Below are 17725 nucleotides of genomic sequence, written 5' to 3'. Positions count from 1 at the left end.
ATTTTATCCATATTTGTAAGTTGTTCGAATTAGGGATTGGTGGTAAAGTTATTTAAGCCCGGGCGCGGATGCTCGGGCTTAAAATTGCTGGAATGGATCAATGGTGTCAAATCCCTGAAAAAGACGAATTTATGTAATTTGTCCACAAGCGGGGTCTGACACTTTTTTTCCTAAGCTATGACACAAGATCGGCAATGCTCCCGTCTAATCTTACAGGAGGGGTAAACATGAAAAAATGGATCATTTTAGGCGGGATTTCGCTGTTGTTTATTGCCGGTCTTTCTTACTACTTTTCAACGCAATTCATGGTGGCTAATGCGTGGGAAGGAGAAGGAGAGGCCATTGTCATGGCCAATAAGGTTTGGAGCATTCAGTTTACCGAAAAAGTCGCGAAAGAAAGTCTTCATTCTGATTCAATCTATGTTTTGGATGATCAAGGTAAGAAAATCAAAACAAAACTGTCTCTTAGCGATGATCAAAAAACCATCTATATTGACCCTCCTAGAGACGGGTATCCTCTTGACGCAAAATTTTACACAGTAAATTTTAATAAAGACCTCGAATCTTCGGCAGGAAGAAGCTTGGGAGGGGTTAAATCCTGGAAGTTTGTTGTAAAAGAAAGCCTTCCTGTTATAGGATCGAAGGAAAAGTTGAATGGTTATTTTAAAAAAATATTGAAGCAAGAAAAAACTTCGGGCGGCTGGTGGTTTTCGAGAGATACATTGGAGTCGTCCATGAGTGACGCAAAATCATCCGCGGATTCAGCTAATCAGGCAGGCTACTCCGAAACGAACAATCAAGTCCAGGGAGTCGACGAAGCGGACCTTGTCAAAACAGACGGGAAGCATATTTTTCAGGCGGAAGAAAATGAAGTTCGCATCATTCAGGCTGCGCCCGAAGAGGATATGAAGCTTTTGTCGAAGATTTCCTATAACGGAGAGTTTATGCCGTACCAGCTTTTTTTACACGAAGAGAAATTGGTCGCAATCGGACATTCGTATCACACGATTGCGAAACCATATGACCAAGTGGCTAAGGATTCTAAGATTGCCCCGATGATGCAATCAGCAAAGGCAATCATCTATGATGTGAAAAATCCGGTAAAACCAGTCCAGGTACGGGAGGTTGAGCTGGAGGGAGGCTATGTATCGGCGCGGAAAGTGGAAGGGATTGTGTATCTGGTCACCAGACACCATCCTGATTACTGGCTGCTGCGCGAAAACGAAGCCATTGATATTCGTCCGAAGTATTCGGATACTGCAGCTAAGCCAGCGGAACAAATCGTCAGTTATGATGAAATCAAGTATTTCCCGGAATCCAAAGAGCCTAATTATACAATGATTGCAGCGATCGACCTCAATCATCAAGGTAAAAAAGCCGCTGTCACGACCTACCTTGGAAGCGGGGAACAACTGTACATGTCAAAGGAAAATCTCTATCTCGCGATTGCGAATTGGGCCGAGCGCCCGCGGGGGAATTGGACTCAGGTGACAGCACCGGATACAACTATCCATAAGTTTTCGGTCAAAGGGATGGACGTGGTATTTCAGGGGTCGGCATTAGTCCAGGGCACCGTGCTCAATCAGTTTTCCATGGACGAACATGATGGCTATTTCCGGGTCGTGACGACAAAGGGATATGCATGGGATGAAAGCAGGCCATCCTCCAATGCTCTCTATATCTTGGATGAAAATCTGAAGCCGGCAGGAAAGCTTGAGTCACTGGCTCGGGGTGAGCGGATTTATTCTGCGAGATTCATGGGTGAGCGCATCTATATGGTGACCTTCAAGGAAACGGATCCGCTTTTCGTCATTGAGGCAAGCAATCCGGCAAAACCAAAAGTGCTGGGGGAACTGAAGATTCCAGGGTTCAGTAACTACCTGCACCCTTATGATGAAAATCATTTGATAGGATTCGGGCATGATACGAAAATCGTCGCGGCAAAAGAAGCGGGTGCTCAGCCGATCATCCTGACTGACGGCGTCAAAATTTCGCTGTTCGATGTCAGTGACATGAGCCATCCAAAAGAGAAATTCACAGAAATCATCGGCGGGAGAGGGACGCATTCACCTCTGAATCATGACCATAAAGCGCTGCTGTTCAACAAAGACAAGGGGTTGTTTGCCTTCCCGATTTCCGTTTATCAAAACAGCAAGGCAAATGAATATGAGCAAATTTTTGAGTACCAGGGAGCTTATGTATACAGTATCGATCCCGAAAAAGGATTCACGCTTCAGTCGAAAATTACCCATATCGACAGCGAGAAGCCATCTATTTATGACGAATACGATCCAGGGATCAAGCGGCTCTTGTATATCGGTGATACCCTGTTCGCCCTGTCACCGGAAAAAATCACAAGCCATGACCTGAAATCGTACAGAAAAATCGGAACTCTAGGGTTGAGATAATCGTGCAATGGGGACGGTTCGAATGGCTTATAACTGCCAGAAGAACCGTCCCGGTAGGGTTCAGGAAACTCTTACATTATATGCATGGTTGAAATTTAAAACTGGATTGAGCAACAAACTGCTTTATATATGAAAGGATTTCTTGCAATTTATCAATTTGATTTTCTAAGAAAAAATCTTCTAAGAAAATAATTAGCTGATCATGTCCTGTTTTATCATGAGTTCTATTAAGCCTATAACCTGTTTTTATCTTGCGGGGTGGTGTACCAGTTAAGCCGGTTCTTTCAATAAATTCTTTTTCCGATAATGAACCCGGTTTTAAATCAAATACTAATCTAATGTAATTTTTATTATTGGCATCAACCTGACCCCATTTAATATCGAAACGATTGTAAGGTACAAATCCTTCACCTTTTTTGGGGGTAGTCTTAATTGTACAGCCCTCTTCACTTACTAGTATTCCTCTTAACACTCAAAAAAAATTCTAACCGATTCATTGGTTCTATTCCTCCTATTCCTCCCTTCAACTTATAGCGGATTAATATCTCATTAAGTTTCGGCGCCGGTCACTTCCAGGTTATTAAATAATCTACTGACCCCCATATCCATGTTCCATTCTTTGGTATATAGTTAAATTATACCAGGGAATTGGTGGGGGTTATTACTGTAGGTTGGGAAGGTGTTTAAGTATGTACGAAGGGATTCTGAAAAGCTTTTCTTCATTTAGTGAGTCATTGCCAAAGGATAAAGAAAATTTGTTTGAGATATGTGGGTTTCCACATTATGAAACTGTGATTTCAAATGTCCTGGCATTTTTCTTTAATCCCTCTAAGCCCCATGATTTGAAAGCAACTTTGATTGAAGCAATCCTGCAGGCTGTCGGGCAGGATAATAAAAGCATCAATGATGGATGGGAGGTAGAAAGGGAGGTAAGGACTAGTAAAGGCACTTTTATTGATATTATTTTAATAAGTGAAGAGATTGTCATTATCATTGAAAATAAAATCTTTGCTCCTTTGTACAATGATTTGAATGGGTACCTCGACTTTATAAAAAATGAGTATCCTGACCGAAAAATATACCCGATTGTATTATGTTTAACCTCGCCTTTAAGCTATAGCCAAGTAGACGGCTTTAGTGTTATTACATATGAAGCATTTTTTAAAAACATAAGGGCCCTATTAGGGAACATCATTGAAACAGTCAATTTACGCTACTTTCAGATTTTGGCGGATTTAATGGACAACGTAAGAAAATTGAAAGAAGGAACGAAAATGGATGAAACATTTGTGAAATTCATAGAGCAGAATAACGAAGAACTTATGCGGTTAATCAAGGATATGAATGTTTATAGGAATACTCTCCGCAAAAAAGTGAAAGAGGTTAATTCCCTACTTCCGGAAACCATCAATGACATAAAACTTACAAAATGGGAGTACCGGGACCCAAATCAATTATACGATGTTGCTGTAATTGATCTGGTTCTAAATGAGAATATTAAAATCGCTCTTGATACTATCATTGATCATAATGGATGGAGATTTGAAATTATACAAAGGGGTAACGGAGTCGACCTAAAAGAATTTTGCACCAACAAAGGCATTTACGGAGAAATGAAAGGAAACATGCTAGCAGTCCCCATCTCTCTCCCTTTTAACGAAAACCCAACAAACATTAGTGAGAAAGCCTATGAACTGTTGGATGCATTGACAAAATGAAGGTTGTACCGGGAAGCCGAATAGACCATGGTAGACCATGGGATCGGTTCGGGTGGCTTATAGATGCCGGAGGACGGTTTCGGTGGCGTTGTGTTTTTTGCGGAGTTCGAATGGGGCGTTTTTCACTATATTATAATGGAAGATACTAGGTTTAGTGTGGTGGTCGGGGTTCAGAATGGAAAGTAGTGTATTGAGGATCAAAAGAAAGAGGCAGATTGAGGATGAAAATGAAGGTAAATGAGAAGAAGATTATTAGGGATGAAGACAAGCTGTTGGCCAAGTGGAAAATGGTTATAGAATATTTGGAGGAAAGAGGAAGAGAACCTGAGTTGGTCCTTGAGATTCTTTCTAAACTAGATGGACTACACGAATTACTTGAACGAAGAGGGAACAACGAAATGGAGCCAGTTGCTGATGCAGTTGAATTGTTTACTGTTTCAAAAGGGAAGTCTTTTAAGTATAAAGGGTCAGTGGAAGAAGGAACTATGATTTACTTTGGCCATAATAACTATGAGTTTATAGATCGTGAACTTTATAAAGAATTGCTTCATACATTTTCAGGTAAGCGGGTCTTAATAGGTGAACCCACCCTAAAAAACCCCACTGCAGAGAGTATGGGAACCTGGCTAAAGAGTAAAGTGAAAGCAAGAGCGATGTATTCCTATATAGCTCCAGTATTGATTAAAGAGGAATATGCCTTTTTGCCAGATGATGAAACTAGGAATGAGATTCAGTTTAGGAGGTTTGGTGGTGGGAAGAAATAGAGTGCTGAATACGTTTAGGTAGCTTATTTAAGTACCTGAGTTGTTTATTATTAGTGATGTATTCTATAGATAATGCTTTGCCCGCTAGGATTTTGCACGCTTAACCAAGGTTTACCCTAGGGAAGGTTCGGATGGCTTATAGATGCTAGAAGAAACGTCCCGGTGGCAACATGTCATTGCTCAACAAGCCCTTATTCGATCAGTTAGCGAGAGTACAACCAAGGAAGATGTAGAACAAATATTCAAAGGGCTCGTCGAGGAATACAAACAAGCCAGTGATACACCGACCGTGGTCTGAGGGAATCAAGTATAGTGATATTACAGATAAAGAAGATCCAAAGAGGCATTTTAATCTGTTTACGATCATGTTGGAGGGAATTGAGTAGGCTATCGTTTTATTGTGAAGGACGGATCCGGATGCGGCAAGGATCGCAACTCGGAATCGTCCTCAATTTTTGCCTTATTTATAGATTAATAGGAAATCATTTTTTGATTTAATTGGTTGTATGATCAAACCGAATGAGTCTTTGTTGTAGTTTGCTACGGGGATTCTGGTTTTGTCGAATTGGACGGTTACGGAATCGGAAGTAGCATTATATTTTATGAATTCGGGATCGATGTCAGCATATGCGGTAACACTTACTTTTTCACGTAAGATGCCCAAAGGTTAGACCGTGATAGTAAAGAAGGTTCATTTGTTATCGAATACAGTGCTTTAAGTTGATAAATATGAACTGCGTGATATCCTATTACAACATGAGGTTTTTTAGTTTTCATTGTATAGTAAGAAAGGTCATACATCGTAAAACCGCCCATGTCATACTTAGGAAGAACTTTCTTTAAAGACTGAATCCCTCTATTGAATAGAGAGTTAGCCTGTTGCTGACCATAATCGCCTTGCACTTCCAATTTAGACCAATCGTACAACCCTAACAGAACAAACATGTAGCCATTGAGAGTGTAGTTGTTTTTAGGGGTAACATATTCCTCGAACCAAATATAGTCTTTCCACTTTGAACTGATATCTCCGAGGTCGGTCATTACTCCGCCGTTTGTTTTAGATACTTGAAGAAACTCTAGAGACCTTTTTCCTGCTTCTAGATACTTTTTATCATTGGTTAGGCGGTAAGCTCGCGAATAAACACTTAATGCTTCTCCTTGAGGCATTGCAGATACCCATCCCGGCTTGTAAGTGTAGTTGTATTCCGGTTTCTTGAATGGAAACGCATAACGGAAGGAACCGTCCTTACTTTGCATGGAAATTAAAGCTTCTGCATATTTTAAGAAATTTTTTCTAGTGTTTACATCCCAGTTTCTCAAGTACCTACCATGCTCCGCCAGAGCAAGATTACTCAATGTAACAGGGTTATAAAATGGCTTTCCATAATAAAATATCATAGGGATGCCGTTTTTATCGTATGATACTCTTCCTCCCTCTTCTAAATTTTTCTTACTGTAATTCAAGTAATCGCCAGTGACACTATAATTAGACATGTAAGGAGTGTAACTGTAACTACTAACATTGTAAGTCTCTTGAGAATTTTTAGCATGAGTCGACAAGATGACCGCACTTGCTTCATTAGCCATAATAGAGAATAGTACCCCCGTTACCGCTAATGATTTGATTATTAATTTTATCATTCCCGTACCCCTAAACTTTTCTTTTTATATTTATTTCCTGACCGTACTTTTTTATAAAGCCATCATTTTGACATGCGAACACCTCTCCGAACGGACCTAAATTTTTGGCTTATTTATAGATTAATAGGAAGTCATTTTTTGATTTCGTTGGTTTTATGATCAAACCGAATGAGTCTTTGTTGTAGTTTGCTACCGAAATTCTGTTAATGTCGAATTGGACCATGACGGAATCGGAAGTAGGGTGATATTTTATGAATTCGGGATCGATGTCAGCATATGCGATATAGAAAGTCGGTACATTGTATAGCTCATAATCGGTTTTTTCATAATTGAAAACCAGCGAAATGGAGCCTATTAAGTCCTTGTCGCGGAAGCTTTCCCAGTTTGCCTTGGAAAGGCTGCTTCCTTTTTTTATTTCAATGGTTAGCTTTCCTTCCTTTGTAATTTGAGGGTAGTAAAGCTGATAGTGGTTTGTATTTGTTAACGGGTCATTTGGGTATGAACCTTCACCAATGAACAAGGTTTTGTATTTGTCTGTTACAGACTGTGTGCATTTTCCTACCCGGTCAACCGCATCTTTTTTGTCTTTTGAAGGTGTCTCGTATTTTATATCGGCCTTTTTGACATAATGGCCGCCACCAAGGCCATATAATCCACCGGCCAGTGGCTTATAATTATAGATCCTGTAAATTTCCCCTTTTTTCAGCTTCCTCGTCGGAGTCAATTTCGTATCATCGGACAGCTTGTATAATTGCGTGTCTTTCAAGATGGTAGCTCGTCCGATTTGGCCCTTCTTCAATTCATCCTTACCCCACATTACTTTTGTGGATGGGTAAGGTGCAATGAAATGATAGCCTGGGCCGTTGTATGCGATAACCGTATATTTACCCCCTTTTTCCTCTTTCGCGTAAACTGAACCAGATTTCCAGCCCTCTCCACCCAATATCATGTTTCTTCCATTGAAAAGATCATCCATTTTGGCAATCAGAACTTTTTCGGATAGAGGAAATCCTAATAAGGTAAAGAGTTTTGCCGAATTGGCCCAATCCTTCTTGTCTATTACACTGGTAAATATTTTAATTGTTTCCTTGTCCTCAGCACCGTAGGTAAAAATCGGGAAACCTTTCCCATCAGTCACCATAAAAACATCATTATCCAAACCCCCATAATGGATTTGGTATCCCATTTTATCTATTTCCTTATAAATCTTTTCAACATACGGGTTGCATTTCTGGGTACCTGCCGACGCGGGTAAAGCTGGGGCAGCACTTAAAAGAAGGAAAATACTCAGCAAGATTCCAAAAGCCTTTTTCATTGTTCTAACCTCCGGATGGGCAGTTTAAGTTTCGCAGCAAAAATGAAAATTTGCTTAGTGAATATGTACTTTTTTTGATTTTTTCTGGTCCCGTTCCAATAATAGGGACGTTATTCCTCTCTTCTGTTTCATTCATCGTAAGCTCTTCTTCCTTGAAAGCCTCCTATATTTTAATAGGAATATTGTACCATATCCATTGCTGGTTCTTATTTTGATATATTAAAAGTTTTGGGAACAAAGTAGGGAATAAAGATAAATCTCGTCAATTTCTGAACAACATGCAGTGAACCATGGAAACGGTTCGGATGGGATTGGTCAGAGCTTTTGTTTAGGAGTGTTTATTGTTGAAACGGGGTTGAAAGATTGGCGCATCCGTTAGAACCGCTAACACGATTCTGACGTGACGTTTTGGTGTGCCGGTTGGCATATTCAGAACCGTCCCTTGTTTGCCTTGGTAGGCAGCCGGGAATGAGAGTTATAACGACTAACTGGGAGGGACGGCTATGAAGAAGGCGACGCTTATGGCGGTTGGGGTTATGTTGGCCGGATGCATGGGAATGGACAATTCCCCGTCGCCGCCGGAGGAGCGGAAAAATGAAGCGATGATTGATGCCCCTCATATCTCACAGTTGCCAGAATTTGATCGGGGCTGTGAGGTGACCTCATTAGCAATGATGCTTCAGCACGCGGGGGTTAAGGTTAGAAAAGAAGAGCTTGCTTCCGAAGTTGCAAAGCTGCCCTTTGAAGAGGACGGGAAAAGAGGCCATCCTAATGAAGGATTTGTTGGGAACATGGAAACCTTTGATGAATCAGGGATTGGTGTCTTCCATAAACCAATCGCTGAGCTTGGAGAAAAATACTTGCCTGGAAAAATTGTTGACCTGACTGGCCAGAGTTTTGATAAAGTGCTGGACCATGTGGCAGATGGGCGCCCGGTTTGGGTGCTGGTGACAAGCACTTTCAATTCCGTACCAGAAAGTGAATGGGAGGTATGGGACACAGAACAGGGGGAAGTGAAAGTCACCTATAGATGGCATTCCGTGCTTCTGACCGGATATGATGAAAACCATGTGTATGTAAACGACCCGCTAGATGAAAAGAACCGAAAACTTCCGAAAAAAGAATTCATTGCAGGCTGGGAGCAATTTGGCAACCAGGCGATTACTTATCTTGAATAGTTGGGTGCTTAAAAAGCGCATGACTTATAAATGATCTGCGTTTTTGATAAAGGTGTCCTCGACAAATTTTGAGCTGATCATTGAGAAACAGGTATAGTTGTATTTTGAAGACGTATGGATCAAAAATCCATGCGTTTTTTTATGTGCTAATTGGCGATGTAAAGAGATTCCGCTTGCCGATTCAGTTGGGGGACGGCGAATGGCGTGTATTTGCTGTCTGGCTGCCAAAGGCGGGCATGGTGTATGGGCCAATTTTTCCCAAAAGGGCAGTTGGTTTGGAATGTCGAAAATTGTTGTATGCAGAATTATCCACTTTCTGTATAATGTGATTAATCCTAACTAGTAAAATATTACATTCGATTAAGGGGGAGAAACGTGGCAGGTATTACAATTAAAGATGGATTGAAAAATATGGATTTTGAGAAGGTGACTGAAATGCTTTCAAATGCATTTTGGTGTAAAGGAATAAAAGTGGACGAAGTAATAAAAGGTGCTGAGAATTCCGCATTAGTTGTTGGAGTTTTTATTGACAATAATCAGATAGGTTATGCGAGAGTGATTTCTGATAAAACAAGATTTGCGTATATTCTTGATGTGTATGTGGATGAAAACTTCAGGAGAAAAGGACTTGGCCAAAAAATGGTTCATTACATACTTAGTCATGAAGAATTAAAGGACGTCTATCAATGGCTATTAATTACAAAGGATGCTCATGGTGTTTATAGTAAAGTTGGTTTTAATCCTATTTCACGTCCTTTGGATTGGATGGAGATAAGGAACGATAGACCGGTTAATTCTTAATAGGGCTCTATTAAGTTAGTTACTGATAATGTGTTAAAAACGAAGATCAGCAGGTAGTAACAAATCAAATTAAATTAAATTAGAAGTAAGTTAATGGGGGACTAGGATGAAGAGATTACTCAGCATGTGTATGGCATTTGTTATGGGGTTTGGGCTATTTAGTGGAGGAATGGTTGTAAACGCGTCTGGAGTAAATAAAGAAGGTAATAGTGCAAATAATATAGTGAATGGCGGGGAAGTAACGAAACAGGGTGATTGGATCTATTATGTTCATCGAAACGGAAATAGGGGTTTATATAAGGTCAAAACGAATGGGACGCAGAATACTTATTTAAATGTAAAAAGTGTGGATCAGTTGAATGTAATAGGAGATTATGTTTATTTTGCATCTATGACAGAGAACGGAAAATTGTATCGGATAAAGACGAATGGAACTGGGAAGCAGAGTTTAAATGTATGGGGAGAGTATTTTGTAGCGGTAGGGAACTGGATCTATTTTCATAATTTAAAAGATGATTGGAAGTTGTATAAGGTAAGTTTGGACGGAAAAAAGTTAGTGAAGATAAGTAATGATTTTGCGGCGCAGATACATGTGGTAGGGAATACTATTTATTATACGAATCATAGTGACGGGGAAAAATTATATAAGATAGGTGTAGATGGGAAGAATCGGGTTCGTATAAATAATAAAGACATGCATATACAGAATATGACTGTGTATAAGGGGTGGATTTATTATGGAGCGAATCAGAAGTTTTATAAAATGAGTGTGGATGGTAAGAAAAGAATACTGTTATCGAATGACCATCCTGGTCTTATAAGTGTGGCAAATGACTATGTGTATTATATGAAATTAGGAGAAAAGGATGGAAGTGTGAATGACCGTGCATTGTATCGGATGAAGATAGATGGGACAGGAAAGAAGCGGATGGTGACTGGACAGACAACGAATTACAATGTAGTGGATGGATATATTTATTATTTGAAATGGGATCATAATTTAGATGATGGGAAGTATTATCATTATCGAATGAAATTGGATGGGACAGCAAATCAGTTATTCATGGGAAAGAAAGAGGTAGTAAAACCTGTAGAAATAAAGGAACCGGAGTTGTATGTGAATAATGTATTGGATAAGAGGGGGTTTCATGAGAATTCGGGAGTATTGTATTTGCCGATAGACACGATTGTTAAGAAGCGTGGGTATACCTATGAGTATGATGAGGATTATATGTCGATGACATTGACAAAGAACGGGGAAGTAATGGTAATAAAGTTAGGGAAAGAGATTTTTTATAAAGATGATGAACCGTATGAGGTATCAAAAAGAAAAGGAACGTATGGGTATGTGGCAACTCCCATGTTTGTTAATAATCATATGTATGCACCGGATGATTTTTTCACTAAGCATTTTGGGGCAGTTGTAAAACAGGAAACTGTGAATGGTTTGAGGAAGGTTTATGTATCGGTGAACTAAGGGGTTAGAAGACCATGGGGACGGTTCTGATGGCTTATAGATGCCAGAAGAACCGTCCCTATGGCTTTTTAATATGGTTTTTTTGAATCTATTTGTAACTATAGACATGATAATCCTTGTTATAATAATTATTTTTAAATTCCACAAAAAACAAACCGTATTTAAAATTATCCGGATCAGGAGCACGTTCCCAAGTATAATTCTTAGGAATCATTGTTTTTCCTATAAGCTTTCCAGACTTATTGTATTTATTTACACTTACTGGTGCAGTAAGATTTAGGTAGTACATATTTTTGTTATTATCGATACTGATTATTAAATTCTCAATACCAAATCCTATTGCTGATGACGTTGCTTTGGGAATCACACTTTTTTCTGTCATTTTGTTGGAATCATACCACTCCAATGTTAGAGCGGCATTTCTAGTATCCTTATAAGTGATTAACAATTGTTCCTTTTCATTAAATAGTATCTGCCCTGTTTGATAGGGATTGATTATTTGTTTACTGAATAATTCGTTTCCATTCGCATCGTATACAAATATTTTAGCATCCAGAACTTTACCATGAGCTTGAAATATAACGGCAAGTTTCCCTTCCTTTGAGAATGAAGCACGAAGTATATAATAATCCTCTGGACGTTTAATTTCCCGTACTAGTTTATTATCTTTATAAATTAGGTTTCTTCTCTCCGTGTTTTCGAATATCACATGGCCACTCGGGCTGTAATAGGCGTAACCATTTATCTTTGAAGACCAGATTGTTTTTCCGCTTTTTGTGTCAATGTTCATAACAGACCAGTTTTTTCCGTCATTTCCGTTTAAGAAAAGGCTTCCTTCGTCCAGTAAAGTGAGCTTTAAAGTCCCTGTATATATTTCCTTCCTCCATTTTTGCTTTCCTTTTATATCTAGAGAAACAATGTAGGTTTTTTTACTGCCAACTTTCCCGCTCTCCTCAATTAAATAAACTGATCCATCTTTATGAATAACTGAACTATTTATATACGGAGACTTATATGTGTATAAAGTTTTTCCTTTTGAATTAACAAGTTCATATTCTTGGTATGTACTAATTCCTTTAAAACCGTTTGGCCCAAGGGTAACATTCGCTGTATTCTTAGCTTTTGGTTTAGTCCAAGACTTCACTACAGAGTCCGGTAAAGAGGCGGCGGCATCGGTACCTCCTGCAAAGAAAATGCTGAAAAAAAGGAAAATAACCAAAGAAATTTTGATTTTCATCATTTCGAATCCCCCTTGTTCCTTAAAAGGAATATATTCAACATTTTACCTTAATAGGTAAATCATAGTAAATCCTCTTTTGGTAAAAGACAAGACTTCCAGTATGTCGCCCCAGTTGGAGCCGCTACCACGGTCCTAATTGGGGCGTTTTTTCACTGGATTGATTCTCAGGCAAGGTGCGTGCAGGGTGGATGGCGAACCACTGGGTATCTTCTGTCTGGCTGTCGAAATGAGGCTTGGTGTATGGGCCAATTTTTCCAAAAAGAAAAAGCTCTTATATTTTTTAACTTTTCAAAAAACGGCGAATCTAGTATGGTTGGGATATGGGGATGGGTGAATTCGATGCTAAATCTTAGTACACAGAAGAGATTGTTTATCATGTTTTTGGTCGTGGCATTGATTCCGCTGTTGACGCTCGGGATTATTTCGTATGATCAGTCTTCTAAAGTGGTGAATGGGAAGCTCTCAAATTATAACCATTTTGCTGGCGAGAAGATTAAGGCGCAGCTTGATCAAATGTTGGAAGATATGTATTTTAGCGCGGCGGAAATCGAGCAGTATTTAAGGGATAATACTTCTGTTAATTTACAGCATCAGGAGCCCCGAACGTATGAAGACTTTAAAGAAGTGGATAATTTGCAGAGGCTTCTGCAGGCGCATAAAAAGTCGAACATCCGCGGGATCTATATCATTACTTCGTCCGGTTATTACTACGGAGATTATGATTTTAAAATAAAGGACTTTAAAAAGCAGGATATTTGGAAAAGGACAATTTGGAGCAGGGACTCGGAAATGGGGATTTATGAACCGTTCCATCTGAAAGAAAATCAAGTTGACCATGTCCTTGGCTTAATTGTGCCATTGAAGTTTTCCTATGGCGTATTAAATAATAGCTATCTGTTAATCGAAACAGATATTGACGATGTCTATCACTTAATGGAGGTGCTGGAGGAGGATCTTCAATCCAGGATCACGATTCGAAATGAATTGGGCCAACCGATGTATCATTCAAAAAGTGCGGAGGCAGACTCGGCCGACGATATTCTATGGAAAGAGAATACAAGCATTAATAATTGGGAGGTTGAGATCCGAGTACCCCGCGATAAGTTTTATGAATCCTCCCAAGTCATATTGAAAATGGTTTCGATAGGAATTTTGTTCGCATTTATCCTGGCTCTCATCCTTTCCTATGTTTTTTCCAATCAGTTTTCAAAACGGATTTTCAAGCTGAAAATGGCAATTGATGAAGTAAGCAAGGGAATTTTCGATACAAAAATATTGGCTGACGATAAGAAGGATGAAATTGGGAAGCTTGGCAGCCAATTTAATCGGATGGTTGAGAAAATTAAGCAATTGATGGAAGAGGTAAGGGAGAAAGAATCGACCAAGCGCGAGGCAGAAATGAAGGCGATTCATTATCAAATTAATCCGCATCTTCTCTTTAACACGTTAAATACGATCCAATGGAAGGCACGGATGGATGGAAATGTTGAAATCGGCAAGATGCTCATGCATCTCATAAAAGTGCTGGAAAAGAACTTGGATCCCACGATTGATCTAATTCCGCTCAAAGAGGAGCTGCAGTCGCTCCAGCATTTCTTTGCCATCCAAGAATTGCGGTATGGGAAAAACTTTACGTTTTCATTGAAAATGGACGAGCGCCTTGAAGAAGGGCTGATTCCAAGGATGACCTTACAGCCGATGCTTGAAAATATTTTTTTCCATGCATTCGAGGATGGAACGGGAACGATCGGCCTCGAATTTTTGGAGACCCATTCCTATTTCCGGCTCGTTTTAAAGGACGATGGAAAAGGGATCCCTCCGGAAAAGCAGGAAGCATTATTTACTCGGCCCATTGGGAAAGGGCGCGGCGGCGTTGGCTTATATAATGTGAAGCAAAAGTTTTATATCCATTATGGGACTGATTTTCACATCAACACCGATTCGGTGGTTGGCAAAGGGACCACGATTTCGATAACTTGGCCAAAAAGGTGGGTGAATGAGGATGACCAGAGCAGCGATCAAAGTGTTGATTGTGGATGATGATACGATTGTGCGCCGGGGATTGGCGGCAACGGTGGATTGGGAAAGGTTTGGGATGGCCGTTGTCGGCGAGGCGCCGAATGGAAAACGGGGCTGGGAGGAATTTTTGCGCCACGAACCGGATGTGGTCATTACCGATATCGTCATGCCGGAGGAGAATGGGCTTGAGTTTTCGAGGAAAGTAAAAGCGAGCAGGCCGCATACGAAAATTCTGCTGCTCAGCTGCCATAAGGATTTTGAGTATGCTCAAGAGGGGTTAAAGCTTGGGGCATCCGGTTATTTATTAAAAACAGATTTCGATGACCAAGAACTAAACCAATTCCTTTCCTCTTTTCAAAATGAACTGTCAGAAATCGGCTCAAAGGAAGAAGCAGACTTTTCATGCCATCCAAAGGTTATTCAACAAGCGATCGAGTATATTACCCGGAATTTATCAAGCCCGATGACCGTAGAGGGAATTGCCGATGATGTAGGAATGAGTAGAAGCCATTTAAGCACCTTATTTAAGAAAAACTTGGGCTGCAGCATCCATTACTTTATTGAAGGGAAACGCCTCCAGCTTGCAAAACAGCTATTAAAGGAATCGAACTTGAATATTCAAGAGGTTGGGGAGCAAATTGGCATTCAGGACGCTAAATATTTCAGCAAATGGTTTAAAAGATGCACCGGACTTCCGCCATCCGATTATCGAAGCCAACAAAAAGACGAGAACTAGCTAACAAAAAGACGATTTTCGGAAAAACCGGGCTAAATTGCACGAAAATTCAAACAAATAGAAGTGTTTAACCGCTTTCAGGAAAGATACAATGAAAGCGGTTACTTTTTTAATGATAAAAAATTAGAAAAGAGGGGTCTTATGAAGAAGAGGAATTTAGTTTTGTCTCTGTTAATCGCAATCGCTCTTTTGTTGAGCGCGTGCAGTTCGAACACTTCGTCCGGAAAGGAGAAAAAGGACGGAAAAACGGTTTTGCGCTTTGCCACTTGGGATGCAGGGAATACATTGAAAATCCAGGAGGATATCGCAAAAGCGTTTGAAAAAGAAAATAAAGATGTAAAGGTGCAGGTAGAGGCTTACGGAGATGGGTTTGATCAAAAGATTGCCGCTTCATTCGGAGCAAAAAATCCCCCGGATGTAATGTATATGTGGGATTTTACGACGTACCACCATTCGCTTGAACCGCTTGATGGATATACAGAGGAAGATTCCGATCTCAACATGGACGATTTTTACGAGGGTCTGTTCAACTATTCAAAAGTGGACGGAAAACTTTATGGAATGCCGGCCGGCTTCTCCACAATGGTTGTTTATTATAATAAGAAGCTTTATGACGAGGCGGGGATTCCTTATCCGCAGGATGGCTGGACATGGGACGAATTTATAGAAAATGCCAGGAAGCTTACGGATAAAAGCAAGAAACAATATGGCTTTGCGGTAACGTCCGAGCCGGATCCGTACGATTTGCAAGGTTTGGTTTGGAGCAACGGCGGCAGCTTCATCTCGGAAGACGGCACGAAAATTGATGGGGTCATGAATAGCAAGGAAACGGTTGATGCGCTGCAAATGTACGGCGATATGATCAAGGAAGGAATCGCGGTTTCGACGGGCGGGGCGAATCAACAAAGCGCCAGCGAGATTTTCAAAGCGAACAAACTCGGAATGCTTATCAATGGCGTTTGGTCTGTTAAAAGTTATACAGATGCAAAGGTAGACTTTGGAACGGTGGTAATGCCAGCGTTTGGTTCAAAGCCTGTAAAAGGATTGATTAACTCGTCATCGATTTCAATCGCGAAAGATTCAAAGCAAAAAGAGCTGGCCTGGAAGTTTGTAAAATTCTTCTCTTCCGAACAGGCAATCAAGATGAGAACAGCAGACCTGCCTGTCCGAAAAAGTGTTGCTGAAGAAACAAAAGTAACGGAAGATCCATTATATAGCCCATTCTACACCATGCTGGAAAAAGCGGATAATTCTCCTGCATTCCTATTGAATAAGAATTGGAACGAGGTAAACCGCAACCTGTCCGCTGCCATCAATGCGGCGATGATTGGACAGGATACAAAGCCATTGCTCGATAAAGCCGTGAAGGATTCGGAGAAATATTTATCAAAATAATCGGCAAAGGCTCCACAACCACCAACGTGTTGTGGAGCCTTCATAAAATGGCAGAGGAGGCATTCGATGAAATCCGGCTTAAGTATTGGCACTGGCACTGCACCCCCGGCACTTCAGGTTAAGAAGAAAAGGAAATGGGGGCAATTGGTCCCCTATCTGTTTATTGCACCGTGGATCATTGGCTTTATTGTGTTTACGCTTGGACCGCTATTGTTTTCACTTGTGATTAGTTTTTTTGATTGGCCGATTGTCGGGGAAGTGACATTTGTCGGGTTTTCCAACTACATAACGATGTTTACGGATGACCCGCTGTTTTGGCATTCCTTATGGATTACAGTGAAATATTCGATGATCTTTGTTCCATTAAATATTACTTTGGCCTTATTGCTGGCTGTTTTACTGAATCAAAAGGTAAAGGGTAGCTCGCTTTTCCGCACGTTTTTCTATGTTCCCTCCGTTATTTCCGGTGTTGCGCTGGCGATGATCTGGCGGACGGTCTTTGATGGCGAATACGGTATATTGAACTACTTGCTTTCGTTAATTGGCATTGAGGGGCCAGGATGGCTGAGTGACGCAAAATGGGCACTCGGTGCGATGGTGATCGCCAGTTTATGGGCCCAGGGGACGATGATGTTGATTTTCCTGGCGGGTTTGAAAAATATTCCCCAGGATTTATACGAGGCAGCGGAAATTGATGGGGCCGGGAAGCTTTATAAATTTTTCAAAATCACCGTTCCCTTATTATCGCCGACGATTCTCTTCAATTTGATTATGACGATTATCGGGGCGTTTCAAACCTTGACGCTTGCACTTGTGTTGACAGGCGGCGGCCCGATGCAGTCGACCTATTTCTATGCAATGTATGTATACGAAAATGCGTTCAAATATTACAAAATGGGTTATTCATCGGCCAATGCGTGGATCATGTTCCTTATTGTGCTGACTTTAACGATGCTTGTTTTTAAATCCTCGAGCATGTGGGTGTTTTACGAAAGTGAAGTGAAAAATAAAGAAAAGTAAGGAGGTGCCGATT

At 40.5% G+C, this 17725-nt stretch carries 14 protein-coding genes; 10 read left to right on the top strand and 4 right to left on the bottom strand.

Features of this window, described 5'->3' with window-relative positions:
* Positions 1-227: 227 nt before the first annotated feature.
* On the top strand, positions 228-2408 hold the full coding sequence (locus V1499_RS18540) for a beta-propeller domain-containing protein (RefSeq protein WP_409271511.1): 2181 nt from the start codon (positions 228-230) through the stop codon (positions 2406-2408).
* Positions 2409-2484: 76 nt separating this feature from the next.
* Here the strand turns inward: V1499_RS18540 and V1499_RS18535 are convergent, their stop codons facing one another.
* Positions 2485-2880 carry a hypothetical protein gene (locus tag V1499_RS18535; RefSeq protein ID WP_409271509.1) on the bottom strand — a complete coding sequence of 132 codons (396 nt, stop codon included), beginning with the start codon at positions 2878-2880 and terminating at the stop codon, positions 2485-2487.
* Positions 2881-3097: 217 nt separating this feature from the next.
* Between V1499_RS18535 and V1499_RS18530 the strand changes: the two genes are divergently transcribed.
* Together V1499_RS18530 and V1499_RS18525 are read left to right on the top strand one after the other, a co-directional pair.
* Positions 3098-4126 (top strand): PD-(D/E)XK nuclease family protein, encoded by a 1029-nt coding sequence (locus V1499_RS18530; RefSeq protein WP_409271508.1) that lies wholly within the window; start codon positions 3098-3100, stop codon positions 4124-4126.
* 221 nt (positions 4127-4347) lie between these two features.
* Complete coding sequence (locus V1499_RS18525) at positions 4348-4890, top strand: hypothetical protein (RefSeq protein ID WP_409271506.1); 543 nt, start codon at positions 4348-4350, stop codon at positions 4888-4890.
* 639 nt (positions 4891-5529) lie between these two features.
* On the opposite strand, the gene V1499_RS18520 is transcribed toward V1499_RS18525, so the two are convergent.
* A complete protein-coding gene (locus V1499_RS18520; protein ID WP_409271504.1) occupies positions 5530-6531 on the bottom strand; it encodes a D-glucuronyl C5-epimerase family protein in 1002 nt (333 codons plus the stop codon).
* A 109-nt stretch (positions 6532-6640) separates the two neighbouring features.
* Positions 6641-7846, bottom strand: a complete 1206-nt coding sequence (locus tag V1499_RS18515; protein ID WP_409271502.1) for a hypothetical protein — start codon at positions 7844-7846, stop codon at positions 6641-6643.
* Positions 7847-8349: 503 nt separating this feature from the next.
* On the opposite strand from V1499_RS18515, the gene V1499_RS18510 reads away from it, so the two are divergent.
* From V1499_RS18510 to V1499_RS18500, 3 genes are all read left to right on the top strand, one after another.
* The gene (locus tag V1499_RS18510; RefSeq protein WP_409271501.1) at positions 8350-9024 is read left to right on the top strand and encodes a C39 family peptidase; all 675 of its coding nucleotides are present in this window, start codon (positions 8350-8352) and stop codon (positions 9022-9024) included.
* Between the two features lie 375 nt (positions 9025-9399).
* Positions 9400-9825: a GNAT family N-acetyltransferase gene (locus V1499_RS18505; protein WP_409271499.1), complete on the top strand. Its 426-nt coding sequence runs from the start codon at positions 9400-9402 to the stop codon at positions 9823-9825.
* Between the two features lie 106 nt (positions 9826-9931).
* Positions 9932-11302 (top strand): DUF5050 domain-containing protein, encoded by a 1371-nt coding sequence (locus tag V1499_RS18500; RefSeq protein ID WP_409271497.1) that lies wholly within the window; start codon positions 9932-9934, stop codon positions 11300-11302.
* Positions 11303-11390: 88 nt separating this feature from the next.
* Here V1499_RS18500 and V1499_RS18495 read toward each other — a convergent pair whose 3' ends face one another.
* Positions 11391-12542, bottom strand: a complete 1152-nt coding sequence (locus V1499_RS18495) for a hypothetical protein (RefSeq protein WP_409271495.1) — start codon at positions 12540-12542, stop codon at positions 11391-11393.
* A gap of 240 nt (positions 12543-12782) precedes the next feature.
* On the opposite strand from V1499_RS18495, the gene V1499_RS18490 reads away from it, so the two are divergent.
* The 4 genes from V1499_RS18490 (at position 12783) to V1499_RS18475 (ending at position 17712) form a co-directional block, all read left to right on the top strand.
* Positions 12783-14582, top strand: a complete 1800-nt coding sequence (locus tag V1499_RS18490) for a sensor histidine kinase (RefSeq protein WP_409271493.1) — start codon at positions 12783-12785, stop codon at positions 14580-14582.
* Entirely contained in the window at positions 14539-15297 is a 759-nt protein-coding gene (locus tag V1499_RS18485; RefSeq protein WP_409271491.1) for a response regulator, read from the top strand. The genes V1499_RS18490 and V1499_RS18485 overlap by 44 nt, the downstream gene beginning before the upstream one ends.
* A gap of 141 nt (positions 15298-15438) precedes the next feature.
* The gene (locus V1499_RS18480; RefSeq protein ID WP_409271489.1) at positions 15439-16692 is read left to right on the top strand and encodes an ABC transporter substrate-binding protein; all 1254 of its coding nucleotides are present in this window, start codon (positions 15439-15441) and stop codon (positions 16690-16692) included.
* Positions 16693-16758: 66 nt separating this feature from the next.
* Entirely contained in the window at positions 16759-17712 is a 954-nt protein-coding gene (locus V1499_RS18475; protein ID WP_409271488.1) for a carbohydrate ABC transporter permease, read from the top strand.
* The last annotated feature ends 13 nt before the right edge of the window (positions 17713-17725 follow it).

It is taken from the genome of Neobacillus oceani, assembly GCF_046237595.1.
Classification (GTDB): Bacteria; Bacillota; Bacilli; order Bacillales; family Cytobacillaceae; genus Bacillus_D; species Bacillus_D oceani.
The sequence above is the reverse complement of the archived record's forward strand: the minus strand, read 5'-3'. Positions and strand labels throughout refer to the sequence as shown.